Here is a 20,950-nt window from a genome sequence, read left to right as displayed (position 1 = left end):
ACTGCTGTGCATGGCGTCTGAGACATCTCCGGGTTCGCTCGTCCTGTTCGGCGGCCGCAGTGAGATCGGGGTGGCCACCGCACAGCGCCTGGCCGAAGGACGGACGGTGGTCCTCGCGGCCCGTCGGCCCGACGACCTCGCCGACCAGAAGGCCGTCCTGCTCGACGCCGGCGCGACCGCCGTGCACACCGTGGCCTTCGACGCGAACGACATCGACAGCCACCCCGGGTTGATCTCCTCGCTGGCCGAGGAGTTCGGCCCCATCGGCATCGCGATCGTCGCCTTCGGGATTCTCGGGGACCAGGCGCGCGCGGAAGCCGATGTCGCGCATGCCCTGCAGATCGCGCACACGGACTACTACGCACACGTCAGTGTTCTGATTCCGCTGGCCGCCGCCCTGCGCGCGCAGGGGGCCGGCACGATGATCGTCTTCTCGTCGGTCGCCGGTATCCGCGTGCGCCGGGCCAACTTCGTCTACGGCTCCACCAAGGCCGGCCTCGACGGTTTCGCCAGCGGCATGGCGGACTCGCTGCACGGCACCGGCGTTCGGCTGCTCCTCGCCCGACCCGGCTTCGTGATCGGCGCTATGACCAAGGAGCTGATGGAGTCCGGCGTGAAACCCGCACCCTTTTCGAAGACCCCCGACCAGGTCGCCGACGCCGTTGCCCGTGCGTACCGCAAGGGTCGCGGCGAGGTCTGGATCCCGGCGGTGCTGCGGCCGGTCTTCTTCGGCATGCGTCTTCTCCCTCGTGCGGTGTGGCGGAGAATGCCCCGATGAGCTCCACGCCGTCGGGTTCGGGCGTACCGCCGCGGTTCGTGGTCGTCGGGATCGGCGCCGACGGCTGGCGCGGACTCGGCGACGCGGCACGCGACGAACTTCGCGATGCCCGCGTGATCTACGGCGCCACACGGCAACTCGCCTTGCTCGACGAGGTCGAGCACGAACTGACCGGTACACGGGAGGCGTGGCGCTCCCCGATGTCGGCACATCTCGCCGAAGTCCTCGAGATCGCTTCCGATCAGATCCACATCCTGGCCAGCGGTGATCCCATGTTCCACGGCGTCGGCGCCAGCATCGTCGGGCGGGTGGGCGCCGACCAGGTGCGGGTCTATCCGGCGGTCTCCAGCGCGTGCCTGGCTTGCGCGCGTCTCGGCTGGGACCTCGCCACGGTTCGGATCGTCAGCGCCGTGACCGCCGATCCCGAGGTCGTTCTCACCGAGGCCACCGACGGCGGACGTCTGCTCGTCCTCAGCCGCGACGACACGACCCCGGCAGCTATCTCGGAACTGCTCGCGCAGAACGGATTCGGGGACTCGACGATGACAGTGCTCGAACAACTCGGTGGACCAGACGAGCGCATCCGTTCCTCGGCCGTGGATTCCTGGGCGTATTCGCCCGTGGACCCGCTCAACATCGTGGCCGTCGACTGCGTAGGTCCCCGACGCAGCCGGACGCCCGGTCGCGACGACGACACCTACGACCATGACGGCCAGATCACGAAGTCTCCGATCCGCGCAATCACGGTTGCCGCACTGGAACCCGCTGGGCCCCAACTGCTCTGGGACATCGGCTCCGGCTCTGGAAGTGTGGCCATCGAATGGCTGCGCGCGGACGACCGCGGACGTGCGATCGCCTTCGAACAGAACGCCGAACGGGCCCAACGCCTGACCTCCAACGCCCGACGGCACGGCGTCGGCCATCGCCTGTCGCTTCGCGGTGCGGCACCCGAAGCCCTGTCCGACGCACAGTCTCCCGACGCGGTGTTCATCGGCGGCGGCCTCGACGAGAAGGTCCTGAACGCCGCCTGGAACGCACTCCGACCGTCCGGACGGATCGTCGCCAATGCCGTCACCGTGGAGAACCAGGAGATCCTGGTCCGCTGGCACGCCGAACACGGCGGCACCCTGCGGCGCCTATCTGTGGAGACCGTCGCACCGCTCGGCACGATGACCACCTGGCGGCCGGCCTTGCCGATCGTCCAGTGGGCCGCAACCAGAGACGACCCAGCACACGAGGCGGGACCGAAGGCATGACCGTCTACTTCATCGGCGCCGGCCCCGGTGCCCCCGACCTGATCACCCTGCGCGGCGCGCGGCTGCTGGGGGAGTGCCGCACCTGTCTGTACGCCGGCTCGCTGGTACCCGACGAGATGCTCGACCTGTGCCCCGACGACGCCGTCCTCGTCGACACCGCGCGGATGCCGTTGTCCGACATCGTCGATCACATCGTCTCCGCTCACGAACGCGGGGATCACATCGCCCGCCTGCACTCCGGTGACCTGTCGATCTACTCCGCGCTCGCCGAACAGCAACGCGAACTCCGGGCTCGCGGCATCCCGTTCGAGATCGTGCCCGGGGTGCCCGCCTTCGCCGCCGCGGCCGCGGCGCTCGACACCGAACTCACCGTGCCCGGCGTGGGTCAGAGCCTGCTCATCACCCGGGTGTCGACGCTGTCGACCGACATGCCCGACGGCGAGGACCTGGCAAGCCTCGCCGCAACCGGAGTGACACTTGCCCTCCATCTCGCCGCACACCGTGCCGAACAGATCGTCGAGGCGCTCACACCGCATTACGGCTCGGAGTGCCCCACCGCGACCGTCGCTTTCGCGAGTCGGCCGAACCAGCAGGTGGTGCGGTGTCCGCTGAGCTGGCTACCCGAGACGCTGCACGTCGCCGATATCCGCAAGACCGCGATCATCTTCGTCGGTAGCGTCCTGGACGCCGCGGCGCACCCCGAGGTCACCGACAGCTACCTGTACTCCCACGCCCGGATGACGAAACTCCGCGAGACACCGCACCCATGACCGATCAACAGATCCTCATCCTCGGCGGCACCGGCGAAGCACGTGCACTGGCGGCCGGACTCCTCGACGCCGGACGGTCTGTCATCAGCTCCCTCGCCGGGCGCGTGGACAATCCCCGCCTGCCGGTCGGCCCGGTCCGGATCGGCGGCTTCGGGGGAGTCGACGGTCTGCGGGAGTGGCTGATCAGCAACCGGATTCAGGCCGTCGTCGACGCCACCCATCCGTTCGCGGCGACCATCACCCGCAACGCCGCGCAGGCCGCGTCAGAGGCAGGGGTGCCGCTGCTCCGGCTCCGTCGCGAACCCTGGGTCCCTACCCAGGCCGACCGTTGGATCCGCGTTCCGGATCTCGCGGTTGCCGCCGACGAGGTACGACGCCGCGGAACGCGGGTGCTACTGACCACCGGCCGCCAGGATGTCGGCGAGTTCGCCGGCATCGACGACGTCTGGTTCCTCATCCGCGTCGTCGACCCGCCGACCGCGGAACTGCCTGCACACCACGAGATCCTGCGGTCCCGAGGACCGTACGACTACGACTCGGAGCTCGCACTCCTGCGCGAGAACCGGATCGACCTGCTCGTCACCAAGAACAGCGGGGGAGCGCTGACGAAGGCGAAACTCGACGCCGCCGCGACCCTGGGCATCGACGTGATCGTCGTCGACCGTCCGATCGAACCCGACGTCCCGGCGGTGTCAGACGTCGCTGCCGCCCAGGCTTGGCTCGAGCGGCTGCTCGGCTGAGACCTGTTCCGGCTCATCGGCCGGGGTGTGTCGGCGGGGCGTGAACACCAGGGAGCCGGCGGCGCGCGAGACGACGCGGGTCGCCGATGACCCGATGATGAGCAGCGTCCGCATGTCGACGACTTCCGGGTCGAGGTCGGCGACGGTTGTGGTGGTCAGCGTCTGTTCCGGGCCACCCACGTCGCGACCGAGAACGACGACGCGATCCGGCGACACCGTCTGCAACAGCGTGTGTTTGAGGGCCCCGACCTGCCATGAGCGGCTCGCCGAACCCGGGTTGTAGACGGCGATGACCAGGTCGGCGGCCAGTGCGGCACGGATGCGGCGTTCGATCACCGACCACGGCTTGAGGCGGTCGGACAGGGAGATCACCGCGAAGTCGTGACCGAGAGGCGCACCGACGGCCGCCGCCACCGCGGTTGCGGCGGTGACACCCGGAACCACCCGGACCGGGACGTCATGCCACTGCGGCTCGGCGGCCACCTCGGCGACCGCGGCCGCCATGGCGAAGACACCGGGGTCGCCCGATGACACCACGGCCACCCGGGCACCACGTCGGGCGAGGTCGAGCGCGAATTCGGCGCGTTCGGACTCGACCCGGTTGTCGCTGGCGTGCACGCGCTGGCCGGGCCGCGGGGTCACGCGCTTGAGGTAGGTCGTGTAACCGACCAGGTCGGTGGCGGTGGCGATTTCGGCGCGCACCTCCGGCGTCGTCCAGCTGTCGTGGCCCGGTCCCAGGCCGACGACCACCAGCTCGCCCGGTACCGGTTCCGGCTCGAAGCGCGGGTTGTTCCGGCGGCCGGGAACGACGAGGATCGAGAAGTACGGCACCTCAGCAGGATTCACGTCCGCGGCCGGTAGCACACGTTCGACGGTGGTCGACGCCCGTTCGACATAGAAGGCCTCGTCGAGACGACCCGCCTCGCGCAACGCCTCCCGCACCCGTTCGAAGGTGCGACCCAGCTTCATGATGACGATGGCGTCGGCGGAGCGGAAACGGAAGAGCAGCTCCTCCGTCGACGCCGTACCCGGCACCACCGTGAGGGTCTCCTCGCCCTCGACCAGCGGAATGCCGGTGGCCGCCGACGCCGCGCTCACCGACGTCACACCCGGCACGATCTCGGCGTCGAAGTGCGGAGACAGCCGCTTGTGCATGTGCATGTAGGAGCTGTAGAAGAGCGGATCCCCTTCGGCGAGAAGGACGACGTCCCGGCCCGCACGCAGGTGGACGGCGAGTCGCTCCGCGCTTTCGGTGTAGAAGTCGTCGAGCGCGCCCTGGTAGCCCCCGGGATGGTCGGTGGTCTCGGTGGTGACCGGGTACATGAGCCGCTCTTCGGTCTGGTCGTCCCGCAGGTACGGTTCGGCGACCGACCGCGCGATGCTGTTGCCATGGCGCGCACAGTGATACGCGACCACGTCGGCGGTGCTGATCACCCGCGCGGCCTTGACCGTCATGAGTTCGCTGTCGCCGGGGCCGAGGCCGATGCCCCAGAGCTTGCCCGGAGTGACGTCGTCGTTGACTACAGGCACATTCACTCCTGAGGGGTGGCGAGCGCGTTGACGGCAGCGGCGGTGATCGCCGACCCGCCACGACGACCGGTGACGGTGATGAACTCGAGATCGGTGCGGGCAGCGAGGGCCTCACAGGATTCCGCCGCGCCGACGAAACCGACAGGTGCGCCGACGATCGCGGCCGGGCGGGGCGCGCCCTCGTCGATCATGTCGAGCAGGGCGAACAACGCGGTCGGGGCATTGCCGATTGCGACGACCGCACCCTCGAGGCGTGGCAACCAGAACTGAAGGGCGGCAGCGGTTCTCGTGGTACCCATCTCCTCGGCGAGGGCGGCGAGGCCCGGTTCGGAGAGGTGGCACAGCACTTCGTTGTCGGCCGGCAGACGTTTGCGGGTAATTCCGGAAGCCACCATCGACGCGTCGCAGAGGATCGGGGCGCCGGCCTCGAGTGCCCCGCGGGCCGCGCGCACGACGCCGGGCGTCGCGACGACGTCGCGCGTCAGATCGGTCTGGCCGCAGGCGTGGATCATCCGGACGACCACGGTCGACACATCGGAGTCGAAGGCGGACAGGTCCGACTCGGCCCGGATCGTCGCAAAGGACTGGCGGTAGATCGCGGCGCCGTCGCGCAGGTACTCGGTCATGGTGCGCACGAGCCTAGCGGCGATGCCGGTCGTACCCGCCCTCGGGCGTGGCCTGCACCGACAGGTGAGCGCCCGCGGGGGAGCCGCAGCGACGTTCACAACCGACCCAATGTTCGCGGTCGCCGACCGGGAGGCCCGCCTCCACGTGTGCGAGAAGGTCGTCGCGCACCGGGGCGTTGGCGGATTCGCAACCGGGGGCGCCCACACAGCAGCTGACTCGCGCCCACGGCGAGTTCGCGTCAAAGATCAGACCCATCGGCGCGAGAACCCGCACCACGGTCTCGGCCACCCCTTCACCGAGGTCGCAGATCAGGATCTCCCGGTCCGGGGTGAAGACCACCGGCGACTCGACCGCGCCGATGAACTCGGCCAGGCGCGCGGGCAGCCGGCCGAGTTCGACGACCGAGCCGAGCAGCACCGATCCGTCGTCCTGATCGAACCAGCCCACGATCGGCCCCGGCGGGTCCGGTATGTCTTCTTCGCCGGATTCGACCAGGGGGGTGAGGATTTCGGCGACGCGGCGCTCCAGGCTGCTTCGGTCCTCGGTGCCGAGATCTCGCACCCGCCAGGCGCCGGGTGCCACCTTGTTCAGACCGGCGGTCACCGCGATGAGTGCCTCGACGATCCCGTCCGGCCCTTCGGCCGACCCGACCGGGACTCCACCGATGAAGATGTCGGCGACCACGGGTTCGGCCGATCGCACCACTGCACACGCATCGGCGCCGCGGCGGCGGATGTCGCCCCGGCCGTCGTCGATCCCGAACAAGAACCGTCCCGAGATCGAGGAGGCCGACGGATCGGCCCGCAGTGCGTCGTCGAGCGCCGTTGCCAGCGGAGCGGCGTCGGCGATGCCGCCGATGCGGCCGGTCAGCGGGCTGACCTCGATGTTGCGCACCCTGTCGTGCGACGAGCTCGGCGCAAGGCCGGCGTTCACCACGGCGTCGGCCACCGCCTCGACGTCGGTGATGCCTCGGAGCTGCAGGTTCCCGCGTGCGGTCAGTTCGAGGAAGCCGTCGGCGTGCGCGGCTGTTGCCTGGGCGAGGGCGGTGAGCTGGTCGGCGCGGATCCGGCCTCCGGGGAGCCGGATTCGGGCCAGCGCGCCGTCCTGCGCGTCGTGGGTGCTGAACACGCCGGGACAACGATCCCCAGACTCCCGGATCGCGGTCTCCCGGATCGTCGTGCCGGGAGCGGGTTCGGCCGCCTCAGTCATTCCCCCAGCCTACGACCGGCCCAGGTGCGGACTTCGCCGACCGGTCGCCGTACGCTGAGACCCAACCGCGAGCGGGCTGAAGCCGGTGAGAATCCGGCGCGGTCGCGCCACTGTGACGGGTCCCGACGAAAACCGGGTGCCCCAGCCAGACCAGTCCCTCGCACACACCCGACACTCCGGGCGCGACAACCCGGCGAGGAGACACGATGATCCTGCTGCTCTCGACCTCGGATACCGACCTGCTGACCGCGGCGGCCGCCGGCGAGGCGAACCCCGGGGTGGGGTTCCGCGGCGCGAATCCTGCCCGGCTCCTCGTCGACGAGATCCCGGCCCTCGCCGCCGACGCCGACCTGATCGTTGTCCGCATCCTCGGCGGAACGCGCGCCTGGGAAGAGGGACTCGCCGCGGTCGAGGCGACGGGCAAACCGCTGGTGGTGTGTTCCGGCGAGCAGCAGCCGGACCCTGACCTGATGGCCCATTCGACGGTGCCGGCCGGTGTCGCCGCCCAGGCGCACGACTACCTCGCCGCCGGTGGCGTCGCGAACATCGTCAACCTGCACCACTTCCTGTCCGACACCGTGCTGTTCACCGGCCACGGCTTCGAGCCCCCGCAGCAGACCCCGGCCTGGGGAATCCTGGAACGTGCGGAGCGCGATATCTCCGAAGGGCCGACCATCGCGGTCCTCTACTACCGCGCTCAGCATCTCGCCGGGAACACCCGCTACATCGATGCGCTGTGCAGCGCCATCGAAGAACGCGGCGCGCGCGCACTGCCGATCTTCTGCGCGTCCCTGCGCACTGCTCCCGATGACCTGATCGAGCTGCTCGGCACGGTCGACGCCCTCGTGGTCACCGTCCTGGCGGCCGGCGGAGCAACCCCGGCAACCGCATCGGCCGGCGGCGACGACGAAGCGTGGAACATCGAACGACTTGCCGCACTCGACATCCCGATCCTGCAGGGCCTGTGCCTCACGGGCTCTCGCGCGGACTGGGAGGCGAGCGATGACGGTCTGTCACCACTCGACGTCGCGACACAGGTGGCGGTGCCGGAGTTCGATGGCCGCATCATCACGGTCCCGTTCTCCTTCAAGGAATTCGACGACGACGGTCTGCCCTGGTATCAGCCGGACCCCGAGCGCTGCGCCCGCGTCGCGGGCATCGCGGTGTCGCACGCACGGCTGCGCCGGATCCCGGCGGGCGACAAGCGCATCGCCATCATGCTGTCGGCGTACCCGACCAAGCACGCCCGCATCGGCAACGCCGTCGGTCTCGACACCCCGCGCAGTCTGCTGCGCCTGCTCTCGGCCCTACGGGCGGCCGGTTACGACATCGGACCGGAGTCCGGTCCCGGTGCGATACCCGGCCTGGCCGAGGACGATTCGGATGCGCTGATCCACGAGATCATCGCCACCGGCGGCCAGGACCCGGATTGGCTGACCGAGGAAACTCTCGCCGCCAACCCCATCCGCCTGCCCGCCGCGCAGTACCGCGCCTGGTTCGAGACGCTGCCGGAAGAACTGCGCAGTGCCGTCGTCGAACACTGGGGCGAGGCACCCGGTGACCTGTTCGTCGACCGGTCGACCAATCCCGACGGCGACATCGTCATCGCCGCACTGACTTTCGGCAACATCGCGATCATGGTGCAGCCGCCGCGCGGGTTCGGCGAGAACCCGGTCGCGATCTACCACGACCCCGACCTCCCGCCGTCGCACCACTACCTGGCGTCCTACCGGTGGATCGCCGCTCGGCAGGCCTCGGGCCAGGCCGGTTTCGGTGCTGACGCGATCGTGCACGTCGGCAAACACGGCAACCTCGAATGGTTGCCGGGCAAGAACCTCGGCATGTCCGCCAACTGCGGAACCGACGCGGCCCTCGGCGATCTCCCGCTCATCTATCCCTTCCTCGTCAACGACCCGGGGGAGGGAACCCAGGCGAAGCGCCGGGCCCACGCCGTTCTCGTCGACCACCTGATCCCGCCGATGGCGCGCGCCGAGTCCTACGGCGACATCGCCCGACTCGAGCAGCTGCTCGACGAACACGCCAACATCACCGCCCTCGATCCCGCGAAACTCCCGGCGATCCGCCAGCAGATCTGGACACTGCTCACCGCGGCCAAGATGGACCACGACCTCGGACTCACCGAACGCCCCGACGAAGAGGTCTTCGACGACATGCTGCTGCATGTCGACGGCTGGCTGTGCGAGATCAAGGACGTCCAGATCCGCGACGGCCTCCATGTTCTCGGTGAGCCACCGCGCGACGAGGCCGAGGTCGACCTCGTCCTCGCGATGCTGCGCGCCCGGCAACTGTGGGGTGGAACGTCGGCGCTGCCCGGACTCCGCGAAGCACTGGGCCTGGTCGAGGACGGCACCGCCGAACGCGGGACCGTCGACGTCGTCGAGGCGCAGGCCCGTGACCTGGTCGCGGCGTGCGCGAAGGACGACTGGTCTCCGGCTGTCATTGCGGAAGCCACCGCCGGATTGCCCGACGCGGTCGGTGATGTCCTGCGTTTCGCGGCGACCGAAGTCGTCCCGCGTCTGCGGCAGACGACCGGTGAAGTGCCCCGCGTCCTGCACGCCCTCGACGGCGGCTTCATCCCCGCCGGCCCCAGCGGCTCTCCGTTGCGCGGACTGATCAACGTGCTGCCGACCGGCCGCAACTTCTACTCCGTCGACCCGAAGGCCGTGCCCTCGCGGCTGGCGTGGGAGACCGGTCGCGCGATGGCCGACTCGCTGCTGGAGCGGTATGTCAGCGACCACGGCCACCACCCGGCATCGGTCGGGCTGTCGGTGTGGGGGACCAGTGCCATGCGCACATCCGGCGACGACGTCGCAGAGGTCCTCGCCCTCCTCGGTGTGATGCCGGTGTGGGACGAGATGTCGCGCCGTGTCGTCGACCTCGAACTCATCGACCTCGCCGAACTCGGCCGCCCGCGCATCGACGTCACCGTCCGGATCTCCGGGTTCTTCCGCGACGCCTTCCCGCACGTGGTCGCGATGCTCGACGACGCGGTCGCTCTCGCCGCCGGCGCCGACGAACCGGATGAGCAGAACTTCGTCGCCGCCCATGTCCGCTCCGCCATGGCCGAGCACGGCGACCGCCGCCGCGCGGTCACCCGTGTCTTCGGTTCCAAACCCGGAACCTACGGCGCCGGAATCCTGCAGCTCATCGACTCCCGCGACTGGCGCAGCGACGAGGACCTGGCACGGGTCTACACCGAGTGGGGCGGCTACGCCTATGGCCGCGGACTCGACGGTGTCCCGGCGGTCGACGACATGCGCGCCGCCTACAAGCGGATCGCGGTGGCCGCCAAGAACACCGACACCCGCGAACACGACATCGCCGACTCCGACGACTACTTCCAGTACCACGGCGGCATGGTGGCGACCGTCCGCGCGCTGACCGGAACGGCGCCCGAGGCCTACATCGGCGACAGCACCCGGCCCGACTCCGTCCGCACCCGCACGCTGTCGGAGGAGACCGCCCGCGTGTTCCGCGCTCGCGTCGTCAACCCGCGCTGGATCTCGGCGATGCAGCGCCACGGATACAAGGGTGCCTTCGAGATGGCCGCGACCGTCGACTATCTCTTCGGTTACGACGCCACCACCGACGTCGTCGCCGACTGGATGTACGAGAAGCTCACCGAGTCCTATGTCCTCGACGAGACCAATCAGGAGTTCATGCAGCAGTCCAACCCCTGGGCACTGCACGGCATCGCCGAACGCCTGCTCGAGGCCGTCGAACGGGACATGTGGCACGAACCGCCCACCGAACTCCTCGATCAGCTGCGCAACGTGTACCTGCAGACCGAGGGCGACATCGAGGCCCGCGGGGAAGACTGACGTCCTGCTCCGCCGAGTAGCGACGGCCGAGCGAAGCCGCCGGGTCGAGTAAGCGACGAAGGAGCGCATCGAGATCGAGGACGCCGCGTATCGAGGACGCCGCGTATCGAGGTCAAACCCCCCGGGAGAAAAATGGCCCCCTCGTTCGTTACCCCGCCAGACCCTGACATCGAGGGTGCCGGCAAGGCACCGAAAGACAGGTGAGACGACCATGGCACTCCGCTACTTCGCCGTGTACGCGCTGCTGGAGATCGCCGCCTTCGTGGCGATGGCGTTGTGGCTCGGGTTCGGCTGGGCTGTGCTGATCAGCATCGCGGCCGGCGTCCTCGGGTTCCTCACCTTGCGCTGGCAGGGCCGCAAGGTCTTCGGCGAGCTGCGTCGCGCCGCCAACAACGAGGTCGACGCGCGGGCGCCGCTGGCCGACACCGCGCTCGTCGCGACCTCGACCATCCTGCTGGTCATCCCGGGCATCGTCTCGACTCTCGCCGGAATACTGCTGCTCTTCCCGCCGACCCGCAAAGCGTTGCGCCCGGCCGTGGTGGCCGTCGGCGCCAAGCGGATGGCGACCGCGGTGGACCGCGCGGGCCTGTACGCCACCGGCGTCTACGGCAGCCGGATCCGCGGTGGCGGCGTTCCCGGTGGTGGGACCGTCGTCGACGGCACGGTTGTGGACTCGGACACCTCCGGAACCGGCTTCGGCCCAAGAACCACACCGATGACCACCCCGCAGCTGCCGCCCACGCGCTGACCTGGGCTCGCCCCGCGCGACCCCTCCCGGCCACATTCACCCACGGCAAGGCAGACTGAACGATCGTGGCAACCCAACTGCTCCTCGGCGGTGCCGTGTACTCGGCGGCCGCCCCTGACGCGACCGCGATGGCCATCACCGATGGGGTGGTGGTGTGGGTCGGAACCGACGACGTCGGCCGGGCCCTTCACCCGGATGCGGAGATCGTCGATCTGAACGGGCTGTTCGTCAGCCCGGGTTTCGTCGACTCGCACGTGCACCTCACGTCGACGGGACTCTCCCTCGACGGCCTCACCCTCAACGAGGCGACCAGCCGGACTCACTGCCTGCGTCTCGTCGAGAAGGCGGTCGCCGACGACGCCGTCGCCGGACACGACGAGGGTGATCTCCTCTGGGGTCTCGGCTGGGACGACTCGACGTGGGAAGGCCCCGAACCCGAGGACGGTCGTTTCCCGACGACCAGTGAGCTCGATGCAGTGGTCGGCGGACGTCCGGTCTATCTCGCCCGCGTCGACGAACACTCCGCGGTCGCGTCCACCGCTCTGCGCCGCCTCGTCCCCGAACTCGCGGACGCCGTCGGTTACCACCCGGAGGAGCCTCTGGTCGCCGAGGCGCATCACCTCGTCCGTGGTGCAGCCCGACTCCTCGTCACCGCCGCACACCGTGAGCGGGCGCAACGTCGTGCACTCGACGTGGCCGCCGCGCACGGTGTCGTCGCCGTCCACGAGAACGGCGGCCCCGACATCAGCGGGATGGACGACTTCCTGGCCATCGCCGACCTCGACCACCCCGTCGAGATCCGCCGCTACTGGGGACAGACCGTCACCGACGCCGACCACGCGGCCGAACTGATGACCATCACCCGCGCCCACGCACTCGGCGGTGACCTCTTCATCGACGGCGCGATCGGGTCGCACACCGCGTGGCTCAACGAGCCGTACACCGACGCCCCGGACACCCGCGGCATCAGCTACCTCGACATGGAGACGATCCGCGATCACCTCCGCGGCTGCACGCTCGCCGGCATCCAGTCCGGCTTCCACGTCATCGGTGATGCTGCCACCGGCGCCGTCGTCGCCGCTCTCACCGAACTCGCCGACGAACTGGGCACCCCGGCGATCGCCCGCTGCGCCCACCGGCTCGAGCACGCCGAGATGGTCACCGCCCGCGACGCGGAGGTCCTGGCACGCTGCGGCGTGATCGCCAGCATGCAGCCGCATTTCGACGCCGAATGGGGCGGCGAGGGCGACCTCTACGACGCCCGGCTCGGCACGGCCCGCGCGGCAACCCTCAACGATTTCGCCATGCTCGCCAAAACCGGTGTGGCGCTCTCGTTCTCGTCCGATGCCCCGGTCACGCCGATCGACCCCTGGTCAACGATCCGGGCCGCGGTCCACCACCACCAGCCCACCAACGCGATCTCGGCCCGTGGTGCCTTTGCCGCGGCGACCCGCGGCGGCTGGCGCGCCGGGGGTGTCAACGACGGCCTCACCGGCACCCTGGCGCCCGGTGCACCCGCAAGCTACGCGGTCTGGGAGGCCGACGACCTCGTCGTCGCCGGCTCCCACGAAAAGGTGCAGCGCTGGTCCACCGACCCGCGTTCGCGCGTGCCCGCCCTGCCGGACGTCTCCCCGGGAGCCGAACTGCCGCGGTGTGTCCGGACCGTGCACCGCGGACAGGTTCTCTTCGACCGGGACGCCGGGTGAACGCCACCGACACGATGACGTCCCCCGAGGAGACCGAGGCGCGTTCCCGCCGTTTCACACTGACCTGGGACTGGAGTCTTCGCACCGTGGCCGCGATCGTCGCCGGTCTGGCGATGTGGGCGGCTTTCCCTCCCCGCAACTGGTGGTTCCTTGCGGTCTTCGGTCTCGGCGTGCTCTTCACCGCGCTGTACGTGCGGCGTCCACGGGTGCGCACGGGTGCGTGGGTCGGCTTCGTCTTCGGTCTCGCCTTCTTCATCCCGCTGCTGCCGTGGATCGGTGTCTACGTCGGCCCGCTACCGTGGCTCGCGCTGTCGGTGCTGCTGTCCGGGTACCTCGCCCTGTTCGGCGCGATCGCGACCCTGACCATGCGGCTCCCGGTACCGCCGGTCTGGTTCATGCTGTCCTGGGTGCTCGTCGAAGCCCTGCGATCGTCGTTCCCGTTCGGCGGATTTCCTTGGGGGCGAACAGCTTTCAGTCAGGTCGACGGCCCGCTGCTGCCACTGGCGTCCGTGCTGGGCGCACCCGGGCTGTCCGCCGGGGTGGCGTTGTTCGGCGCCTCGGTCGCCTGGCTGCTGATCATCCTCGTTTCCGCCTACCGCCGATCCGCCCGCTCGGCGGCGGCGCTCACCGCCGACCAGCCGTCGGGCCTCGTGCGGGTCGCGACCCTCGCGGTGGCCATCGCGCTGCTCGCACCCGTGGCGGCGATCGCCCTGACCCCGGCCACCATCGACCGCACCATCTCATCGCAGTCAGTGCGTATCGGCGCCGTCCAGGGCAACGTGCCGCGCCTCGGCCTCGATTTCAACGCGCAGCGCCGTGCCGTGCTCGACAACCACGTGCGCACCACCATCGGCTACGCCCAGGCGATCGACGCCGGCCTCGCCGCCCCGCCCGACTTCGTGCTGTGGCCGGAGAACGCCTCGGACATCTCACCGCTGGACAACGCCGACGCCGCCGCCGAGATCACCCACGCCTCCGAGGCCGTCGGCGCCCCGATCCTCGTGGGCACCCTGATCCGCAACTCCGACGGCCGCCCCACGAACTCGGTGCTCGTCTGGGACAGTGCGAAGGGACCTGTCGACCGCTACGACAAGCACATCGTGCAGCCGTTCGGCGAATACCTGCCGTGGCGCTCGTTCTTCCGTCTCTTCTCGTCGTATGCGGACATGGCCGGCAACTTCAAACCGGGCACCGGTCCCACCGTCGTGGACGTCCCCGGCCGCTCGGGTGAGGTCTCCGTGGGCGTCGCGACCTGCTGGGAGGTCGCCTTCGACCGTGCGGCCCGCCAGTCGATCCGTGACGGGGCGCAGATGCTCTTCGTGCCCACCAACAATGCGACCTTCGGCCGCACCGAGATGACCTATCAGCAGCTGGCGATGTCGCAAGTGCGTGCCGTCGAACACGGACGTGCTGTGGTCGTCGCCGCGACCAGCGGTGTGAGCGCGATCATCGACGCCGACGGTTCGATCACCGAGCAATCCGGCATCTTCGCCTCGGACGTGCTGACCAGCACCCTCCCGCTGCACGACGGCGAGACCCTCGCGACCCGCCTCGGGGTATGGCCCGAGGCACTCGCGATCGTCGTGGCGGTGGGCGGTCTTTTGTTTGCGCTGGCCTCGCGTACTAGGTTCACACTCAAGCCACGCAGGGACGCCGCACGGGCGTCCGGTGACATTTAAGGAGCTCGATGGCATCGGGGATTGACGCCTCGGCAGGACAGCGCCAGTCAGGCGACGCGCCGCAGCCGGTGGTCGGCGCCGACGGAGCGGGCGCACTGGTCGTCGTGCCGACGTTCAACGAGCGCGACAACCTGCCGGTGATCGTCGAACGCCTCCAGGCCGCCCTGCCCGGCGTGCACCTGCTGGTCGTCGACGATTCCAGCCCGGACGACACCGGTGAGGTCGCCGAAGAACTGGCCCGCAAAGACGCCGAGGCACACGCCGCCGACGGTAAGGAGTCGGGCCGCATCCACGTGATGCATCGCAAGGAGAAGGACGGCCTCGGCAAGGCCTACCTCGCCGGGTTCGCGTGGGGCCTGAACCGCGACTACCCGGTCATCGTCGAGATGGATGCCGACGGCAGTCATGCCCCCGAGCAGCTTCACCGCCTCTTCGACGCCATCAATGACGGCGCCGACCTCGTCATCGGTTCTCGGTACGTGCCCGGCGGCAAACTCGTGAACTGGCCCAAGCACCGTGAGTTCCTCTCGCGCGGTGCCAACACCTACGCCCGCGTCGCGCTCGGCGCCAAGGTGCACGACATCACCGCCGGCTTCCGCGCCTACCGACGCGGCGTGTTGGAGAAGATCCAGCTCGACACCGTCGAGTCGGCCGGTTACTGCTTCCAGATCGACCTCGCCTGGCGGACCGTGCGCGCCGGGTTCGATGTCCGCGAGGTGCCGATCACGTTCACCGAACGCGAGCTGGGCGTGTCCAAGATGAGTGGCGGTGTCATGTCGGAGGCCTTCACGATGGTCGCGCGCTGGGGCATCCAGAGCCGCCTCGAGCGCCTGGGCATCGTCAAGAACTCCTAGCTCGGCAGTACACAGACAGATCGGCCCGGCAGGCGTTCCTGCCGGGCCGATCTGTCTGTCAAACGGTGGGGCTCAGTGCGTGATGCCCTTGCGACGCTGCTTCAGCAGTTCGAGACGCTCGTTGAGGAGCACCTCGAGTTCTTCCTCGCTACGACGCTCGAGCAGCATGTCCCAGTGGGTGCGCGGCGGCTTCGTCTTCTTCTCCTCGGGCTCTGCGCCCTCGAGGATCGTGCCTTCCATGCCGTTCTTGCACGGCCACTTCGACGGCACCTCGGCGTCGTCGGCGAAGGGGACGTCGAAGATCTCACCGTTGTCGGTGCGGTACTGGACGATGCGACGTGGCGCGAGGTCGTGGTCGCGATCGGTCTCGTAGCTCACCGCGCCGAGGCGGCTACCCCGAAGTACTCGATCTGCCATGAAGGGTTCCTCTCAAAGCTTCGTCAGATTTCTCAGTTTGCCGGATCTATCAGCTGTATTCACGCGGCGTTCACGTTCGAACGCAGCCAACTGAGTCGTCAACAGAAACATTCTACGCGCAATCGCAGTGGTGGTCCGCCACCCGCCGACGACCCGTGTTGACTCGAGGCGACCGCCCGACGTGCCGTGCCGGTTTCGGAGCGTCCCACCGGGGTACGGTCTCCGATGTGGAACAGGTCTCTCATCACCGGCGTCGCCCGTACAACTGTGCGTGGTGCGGGTCGATGATGGTCGACTCCGAACTCGGCCGGCGCCGCAAGTACTGCAAGCGTTCGTGCAGGCAGCGCGCCTATGAGCAGAGAACGCTGCTCGAGGGGACATCCATTCCCGCCGACGCCGTGATCCTGTCGGCCGCCGAGGCCGCCGATTTCGGCGATCGCATGTTCGCTCTGCGATGCGCGGCCGAGGACCTCGGCACCGCGGTCGCCGAGCGCGCCGACCATGACGTCCTGGCCGAGCTGACCGACACTCTGCTCGAGCTCGCGAAGGAAGCCGAGAAGCTGCGGTGATCGCCCGCATCTTCGGCCTGTCCGCCGGCATCTCGGTGGTCGCGCTGGTCATCGCGTACCTCTACCTCGGCTGGACCGGGCTCGCGTTGTGCGCGATCCTCGGCGTGCTCGAGGTGTCGTTGTCCTTCGACAACGCCGTCATCAACGCGACGATCCTGGAGCGGATGTCCGCGTTCTGGCAGCGCATGTTCCTGACCGTGGGTGTGCTCATCGCCGTCTTCGGCATGCGCCTGCTCTTCCCGTTGATGATCGTCTGGATCACCGGCGGCTTGAACCCGGCCGAGGCGCTGCGACTCGCCACCAACCCTCCGCCCGACGGGCAGGCCTACTTCGCCGACGGCCAACCCAGTTACGAGACGATCCTGACCGAGGCGCATCCGCAGATCGCCGCATTCGGCGGGATGTTCCTCTTGCTGCTGTTCCTCAATTTCGTGCTGACGGAGCGCGAGCGCACCTGGCTGACGTGGCTCGAGCGTCCGCTGGCCAAGATCGGCAAGCTCGACCAGCTACCCGTCGTACTCGCATCTGTCGCGCTCGTGCTCTGCGCCGAGTTCCTGGCTGCTGACGACATTCGCGCCACGGTCCTGATTGCCGGGATCCTCGGCATGGTCACCTACATCACCGTCGACGGACTCAGCTCGCTGTTCATGTCCGACGGCCCGGAACACGACGAACCCGGCCCGACCCGAGCGACCAAGGCGACCGGCAAAGCCGCGTTCTTCCTCTTCCTCTACCTCGAGGTGCTCGACGCGTCGTTCTCCTTCGACGGCGTGATCGGGGCCTTCGCGATCACCTCGGATCCGATCATCATCGCTCTCGGCCTCGGTTTCATCGGCGCGATGTTCGTCCGGTCCATCACGATCTACCTCGTGCGTCAGGGCACGCTGGGGGAGTACCGGTACCTCGAACACGGGGCGCACTGGGCGATCGGCGCACTGGCCGTCATCCTCCTTCTGGGCGTGAAGTATCACATCGACGAGGTCGTCACCGGCCTCGTCGGAGTGGCGTTCATAGGCGCCTCTCTCGCGAGCAGCATCCGGGCGAACCGACGCGATTCACGACGTTCCGACACCCCGTCCTCGGTGAACGCTTGAGGGCCTTCCGGGAGCTCCCGGCGGGAATTCATGACCTTCCGGTGAACGTTGTGAGACACATTCGAATCACCTTGGGTCACTTGCTCCCAACTGTCGGACGACAGGTGTACAAAGGACGACGGCGGTGACATCCGTCACGCACAAATCAAGACTTTTCTCAGCCGGACGACGTGTGCCGGCGCGATGCGGAACAGAACGTAGTTGGAGGTGGAATGAACGACAGGCAGCAGCAGATGATCCAGTTCGAGAAGCACTGGTACCCGTTGGGAGGTGGGTCGTCGAAGCAGATCATCGAGGAATTCGGGCTGTCTGATCGGGACTTCTTCGCTGAACTCAACCGGATCGTCGACGCCGATCCGCCGGAGGCCTTGAGCGCCGCCGAGCTCCGCCGTATGCGTGAGGTCATCCGCCGTCGTCTGTGGATGGCCCGCTAGTCGCGCACCGGGCGCGATTCTGCCGACGATCCGCGGTGAGGGGATAATCGACCCGTGCCCTTCTCCGACGACGATCTCGAATCGTTCTACCGCGAGATCGAGGCACGTACGGCTTTCCACGAGCTGATGCACACCCGTCCCGCTCGACGGCCGGAGCGCCGGATCGAGACGGCCGAGTGTCCGACACCTGACAAGCTTCCCTTCTCGTCGCCGGCCGACGCGCTCGACGGCATCGATCGCATCAAGCGGCGAGCTTTGGGAACGCTGTCTCTGCGCTATTACGAGTGCACGTGCGGCGCCTGGCACATCACCAGTTCGGCACCGCTGACGTATCGACCCGCCCCGCCCACACCGCGCAGGCGAAAGGGTAAGAAGAAGCGGTGATCCCGCCGACTCCGCTCCCGACTGCGATCGTCGAACTCGCCTGCGCCGACCCTGCACTCGCCGCCCGTACGCACGAGACCCTTCTCGGATTATCCGGGGCGCCCGATGCCGATTCGCCGCTGGTGGTCGGCAACACCGAGCTCCGGTTGCGCCGGGCACCCGTCGAAGAAGGTGACGCGGACGCCGGCCATCGCGTGTACTTCGCGGTCGACGCGGTCGCGGCGATGCGCCGGCTGCTGACCCGACGCGGCTTCCCGGTCGTCGACTCGACCGTCGGGGTGATCGGGGGGTCCACGCCACTCGGTGTTGCCGCCCGCGAAGCCGTGGGGGAGGCGGCGCATGCCGGCGATGTGACCGGGATGGACCACCTCGTCTTCACCTGCGACAACCGCGATCGGGCGGTCGCGCTGTTCGGCGGCGTCTTCGACCTGGATTTCCGGCTCGACCAGCCGATCGGCGACAACGCCCGACAGCTGTTCTTCCGTGCCGGCGACCTCATCGTCGAGGTCGTCACCGCGGTGACCTCGACCGAACCCCCGACGCCCGCCGCAACCTCGCTGTGGGGTGTCGCCTGGCGGTCCACCGACGTCGAAGCGACCCACGCGCGTCTGTCCTCGGCGGGTCTCGATCTCAGCGAGATCCGCACCGGCCGCAAGAAGGGCACCCGCATCTTCACCGTCCGCGAGCGCGCCCTCGGGACCCGCACGGTCATCATCGGCCCTGCCTGAGCAGGAAAACCCTGCCTCCCCGTTGGTTGTGATCTGCCTTCTCGCCGATCGGTCGTGCCTCGCCGCCGGTTGTGATCTGCCTTCTCGTCGGTCAGTCGTGCCTTCCCGCCGGTTGTGATCTGCCTTCTCGCCGGTCGGTCGTGCCTCCCCGCCGGTTGTGATCTGCCTTCTCGCCGATCGGTCGTGCCTCCCCGCCGGTTGAGATCTGCCTTCTCGCCGGTAAGTCGTTCCTCCCCGCCGGTTGTGATCTGCCTTCTCGCCGGTCGGTCGTGCCTTCCCGCCGGTTGTGATCTGCCTTCTCGCCGGTCGGTCGTGCCTCCCCGCCGGTTGTGATCTGCCTTCTCGCCGATCGGTCGTGCCTCCCCGCCGGTTGTGATCTGCCTTCTCGCTGGTCGGTCGTGCCTCCTCGCCGGTTGTGATCTGCCTTCTCGCCGATCGGTCGTGCCTTCCCGCCGGTTGAGTAGGCGAGGAGCGCAGCGACGAGCCGTATCGAAACCTGGGTTTCCAACAGCTCCTGGGGTAATCTGACTACAAATGTTGTCGAAATAGCTTTCGAAAGCCATGTTGGGGGCACCATGACCGCGGTACACGACGAACCGACGACCGCCGATCCCGAGGACACCGACCGGCTCATCAACCACCGCGACGACGAGATCGAGCTGATCCCGCCCGATTCGCTCACCGCGCAGCTCACCGGTCTCTACACGTTCCTGCCGATCAACGGCGCAGCGTTCGTGATGCAGGTGATGCACCCGGTGATCGGCGACGTCGTCGGCAAGTACTCGGTGTTTCGCACCGATCCGGTCGGGCGTGCGATCCGTTCCGCCGACTCGGTGCTGCGCTGGACCTACGGCGGCCAGGAAGCCATCGCTGAAGGACACCGCCTGCGCAAGCTGCATCAGCCGCTGCAGATGCGCAACGCCGACGGCAAGCACATCAGCGCGCTCAACCCGGAGGCCTACGCGTGGGTGATCGCGACCGGGTTCCCGACGATGACCACCGCCGCGCCGCTCGTCCTCGGCCGAAAGTTCACGCTCGAAGAGCGCAAGGAGCTGCTGCGCGACAACCGTCGCATCGCCAAGATCGTCCAGGTCCCGATGAAGGGTTACCCCGAGACCCTCGAGGAGTTCGACGAGTATTTCGACGACTTCATCGAGAACAAACTGATCCGCCATCCGGTGGCGATCGAGCTCATCGAGCAGATGCGCGCCGCCCCGCCGGTGCCGAAGACCGTGCCCAAGGCGCTGCGTCCGGCCGTCAAGAAGGTCGCCGCCACCGCGTCGGTCCCGTTCCAGAACTTCAACTACCTCACCACCGTCGGTGTCATGGACCCGCGCGTACGCGAGATCCTCGGCCTGACGTGGACCGACGAGGAACAGCGCCACCTCGAGAAGATCCACCGCCGCCTGCGGTTCGCCTACCGCACCCTGCCCGAACGCGCGACCTACTTCCCGCTGGCGTACCACGCCCGTCGCCACCACGACGCGATCCAGGCCATGAAGAGACGCGAGAAGCAGAGCGCCGCTTACAAATACGCGTAGCTCCACCGGCTCGCTCACGATTTCCGTTCCCGCTCACCCGGAAA

At 68.6% G+C, this 20,950-nt stretch carries 18 protein-coding genes and 1 pseudogene; 15 read left to right on the top strand and 4 right to left on the bottom strand.

Annotation, left to right across the window (positions count from 1 at the left end):
* Positions 1-10: 10 nt before the first annotated feature.
* The 4 genes from M1L58_RS00095 to M1L58_RS00080 are packed head-to-tail and all read left to right on the top strand — an operon-like array spanning position 11 to position 3,544.
* Complete coding sequence (locus tag M1L58_RS00095) at positions 11-778, top strand: SDR family NAD(P)-dependent oxidoreductase (RefSeq protein WP_248657405.1); 768 nt, start codon at positions 11-13, stop codon at positions 776-778.
* Complete coding sequence (gene cbiE / locus M1L58_RS00090; protein ID WP_248657404.1) at positions 775-2,034, top strand: precorrin-6y C5,15-methyltransferase (decarboxylating) subunit CbiE; 1,260 nt, start codon at positions 775-777, stop codon at positions 2,032-2,034. The genes M1L58_RS00095 and cbiE overlap by 4 nt, the downstream gene beginning before the upstream one ends.
* Positions 2,031-2,804 (top strand): precorrin-4 C(11)-methyltransferase, encoded by a 774-nt coding sequence (gene cobM, locus M1L58_RS00085; protein ID WP_248657403.1) that lies wholly within the window; start codon positions 2,031-2,033, stop codon positions 2,802-2,804. Before cbiE ends, cobM begins: the two co-directional genes overlap by 4 nt.
* Complete coding sequence (locus M1L58_RS00080) at positions 2,801-3,544, top strand: cobalt-precorrin-6A reductase (protein ID WP_248657402.1); 744 nt, start codon at positions 2,801-2,803, stop codon at positions 3,542-3,544. Before cobM ends, M1L58_RS00080 begins: the two co-directional genes overlap by 4 nt.
* Here M1L58_RS00080 and M1L58_RS00075 read toward each other — a convergent pair.
* From M1L58_RS00075 to cobG, 3 genes are read right to left on the bottom strand one after another with little or no spacing between them, the layout of a single operon-like run.
* Positions 3,497-5,074 carry a precorrin-2 C(20)-methyltransferase gene (locus tag M1L58_RS00075; RefSeq protein ID WP_248657401.1) on the bottom strand — a complete coding sequence of 526 codons (1,578 nt, stop codon included), beginning with the start codon at positions 5,072-5,074 and terminating at the stop codon, positions 3,497-3,499. The genes M1L58_RS00080 and M1L58_RS00075 overlap by 48 nt on opposite strands.
* 2 nt (positions 5,075-5,076) lie before the next feature.
* Positions 5,077-5,700 (bottom strand): precorrin-8X methylmutase, encoded by a 624-nt coding sequence (locus M1L58_RS00070; RefSeq protein WP_248657400.1) that lies wholly within the window; start codon positions 5,698-5,700, stop codon positions 5,077-5,079.
* Between the two features lie 13 nt (positions 5,701-5,713).
* Positions 5,714-6,910 (bottom strand): precorrin-3B synthase, encoded by a 1,197-nt coding sequence (gene cobG / locus M1L58_RS00065; protein ID WP_248657399.1) that lies wholly within the window; start codon positions 6,908-6,910, stop codon positions 5,714-5,716.
* Between the two features lie 200 nt (positions 6,911-7,110).
* On the opposite strand from cobG, the pseudogene cobN reads away from it, so the two are divergent.
* The 5 genes and pseudogenes from cobN to M1L58_RS00040 all read left to right on the top strand — a co-directional run.
* Positions 7,111-10,752: pseudogene (cobN, locus tag M1L58_RS00060) on the top strand (cobaltochelatase subunit CobN); the annotation flags it as partial.
* Between the two features lie 211 nt (positions 10,753-10,963).
* Positions 10,964-11,500 (top strand): FxsA family protein, encoded by a 537-nt coding sequence (locus M1L58_RS00055; protein WP_248657397.1) that lies wholly within the window; start codon positions 10,964-10,966, stop codon positions 11,498-11,500.
* Between the two features lie 65 nt (positions 11,501-11,565).
* The gene (locus M1L58_RS00050; RefSeq protein ID WP_248657396.1) at positions 11,566-13,206 is read left to right on the top strand and encodes an amidohydrolase; all 1,641 of its coding nucleotides are present in this window, start codon (positions 11,566-11,568) and stop codon (positions 13,204-13,206) included.
* Positions 13,203-14,885: an apolipoprotein N-acyltransferase gene (gene lnt / locus M1L58_RS00045; protein ID WP_248657395.1), complete on the top strand. Its 1,683-nt coding sequence runs from the start codon at positions 13,203-13,205 to the stop codon at positions 14,883-14,885. Before M1L58_RS00050 ends, lnt begins: the two co-directional genes overlap by 4 nt.
* Before the next feature lie 8 nt (positions 14,886-14,893).
* Positions 14,894-15,739: a polyprenol monophosphomannose synthase gene (locus M1L58_RS00040; RefSeq protein ID WP_248657394.1), complete on the top strand. Its 846-nt coding sequence runs from the start codon at positions 14,894-14,896 to the stop codon at positions 15,737-15,739.
* Positions 15,740-15,811: 72 nt separating this feature from the next.
* Here M1L58_RS00040 and M1L58_RS00035 read toward each other — a convergent pair whose 3' ends face one another.
* A complete protein-coding gene (locus M1L58_RS00035; RefSeq protein WP_006864744.1) occupies positions 15,812-16,156 on the bottom strand; it encodes an RNA polymerase-binding protein RbpA in 345 nt (114 codons plus the stop codon).
* Positions 16,157-16,440: 284 nt separating this feature from the next.
* On the opposite strand from M1L58_RS00035, the gene M1L58_RS00030 reads away from it, so the two are divergent.
* The 6 genes from M1L58_RS00030 (at position 16,441) to M1L58_RS00005 (ending at position 20,906) form a co-directional block, all read left to right on the top strand.
* The gene (locus M1L58_RS00030; RefSeq protein WP_005199987.1) at positions 16,441-16,725 is read left to right on the top strand and encodes a hypothetical protein; all 285 of its coding nucleotides are present in this window, start codon (positions 16,441-16,443) and stop codon (positions 16,723-16,725) included.
* On the top strand, positions 16,722-17,819 hold the full coding sequence (locus M1L58_RS00025) for a DUF475 domain-containing protein (RefSeq protein WP_006864746.1): 1,098 nt from the start codon (positions 16,722-16,724) through the stop codon (positions 17,817-17,819). Before M1L58_RS00030 ends, M1L58_RS00025 begins: the two co-directional genes overlap by 4 nt.
* A 212-nt stretch (positions 17,820-18,031) precedes the next feature.
* Positions 18,032-18,253: a DUF3263 domain-containing protein gene (locus M1L58_RS00020; RefSeq protein ID WP_006864747.1), complete on the top strand. Its 222-nt coding sequence runs from the start codon at positions 18,032-18,034 to the stop codon at positions 18,251-18,253.
* Positions 18,254-18,307: 54 nt separating this feature from the next.
* A complete protein-coding gene (locus M1L58_RS00015) occupies positions 18,308-18,637 on the top strand; it encodes a hypothetical protein (protein ID WP_248657393.1) in 330 nt (109 codons plus the stop codon).
* On the top strand, positions 18,634-19,365 hold the full coding sequence (locus M1L58_RS00010) for a VOC family protein (protein ID WP_248657392.1): 732 nt from the start codon (positions 18,634-18,636) through the stop codon (positions 19,363-19,365). Before M1L58_RS00015 ends, M1L58_RS00010 begins: the two co-directional genes overlap by 4 nt.
* Before the next feature lie 575 nt (positions 19,366-19,940).
* Positions 19,941-20,906: an oxygenase MpaB family protein gene (locus tag M1L58_RS00005; RefSeq protein ID WP_248657391.1), complete on the top strand. Its 966-nt coding sequence runs from the start codon at positions 19,941-19,943 to the stop codon at positions 20,904-20,906.
* Positions 20,907-20,950: the final 44 nt, after the last annotated feature.

The sequence above is a fragment of the Gordonia sp. C13 genome (assembly GCF_023218005.1).
GTDB lineage: Bacteria > Actinomycetota > Actinomycetes > Mycobacteriales > Mycobacteriaceae > Gordonia > Gordonia namibiensis.
This window is presented reverse-complemented; position numbering and strand designations above follow the sequence as displayed.

Bases quoted from the DNA above. Each gene is read 5' to 3' on its own strand.
- M1L58_RS00095 (WP_248657405.1), top strand. From the start codon at position 11: ATGGCGTCTGAGACATCTCCGGGTTCGCTCGTCCTGTTCGGCGGCCGC.
- cbiE (WP_248657404.1), top strand. From the start codon at position 775: ATGAGCTCCACGCCGTCGGGTTCGGGCGTACCGCCGCGGTTCGTGGTC.
- cobM (WP_248657403.1), top strand. From the start codon at position 2,031: ATGACCGTCTACTTCATCGGCGCCGGCCCCGGTGCCCCCGACCTGATC.
- M1L58_RS00080 (WP_248657402.1), top strand. From the start codon at position 2,801: ATGACCGATCAACAGATCCTCATCCTCGGCGGCACCGGCGAAGCACGT.
- M1L58_RS00070 (WP_248657400.1), bottom strand. From the start codon at position 5,700: ATGACCGAGTACCTGCGCGACGGCGCCGCGATCTACCGCCAGTCCTTT.
- cobG (WP_248657399.1), bottom strand. From the start codon at position 6,910: ATGACTGAGGCGGCCGAACCCGCTCCCGGCACGACGATCCGGGAGACC.
- M1L58_RS00055 (WP_248657397.1), top strand. From the start codon at position 10,964: ATGGCACTCCGCTACTTCGCCGTGTACGCGCTGCTGGAGATCGCCGCC.
- M1L58_RS00040 (WP_248657394.1), top strand. From the start codon at position 14,894: ATGGCATCGGGGATTGACGCCTCGGCAGGACAGCGCCAGTCAGGCGAC.
- M1L58_RS00035 (WP_006864744.1), bottom strand. From the start codon at position 16,156: ATGGCAGATCGAGTACTTCGGGGTAGCCGCCTCGGCGCGGTGAGCTAC.
- M1L58_RS00030 (WP_005199987.1), top strand. From the start codon at position 16,441: ATGATGGTCGACTCCGAACTCGGCCGGCGCCGCAAGTACTGCAAGCGT.
- M1L58_RS00020 (WP_006864747.1), top strand. From the start codon at position 18,032: ATGAACGACAGGCAGCAGCAGATGATCCAGTTCGAGAAGCACTGGTAC.
- M1L58_RS00005 (WP_248657391.1), top strand. From the start codon at position 19,941: ATGACCGCGGTACACGACGAACCGACGACCGCCGATCCCGAGGACACC.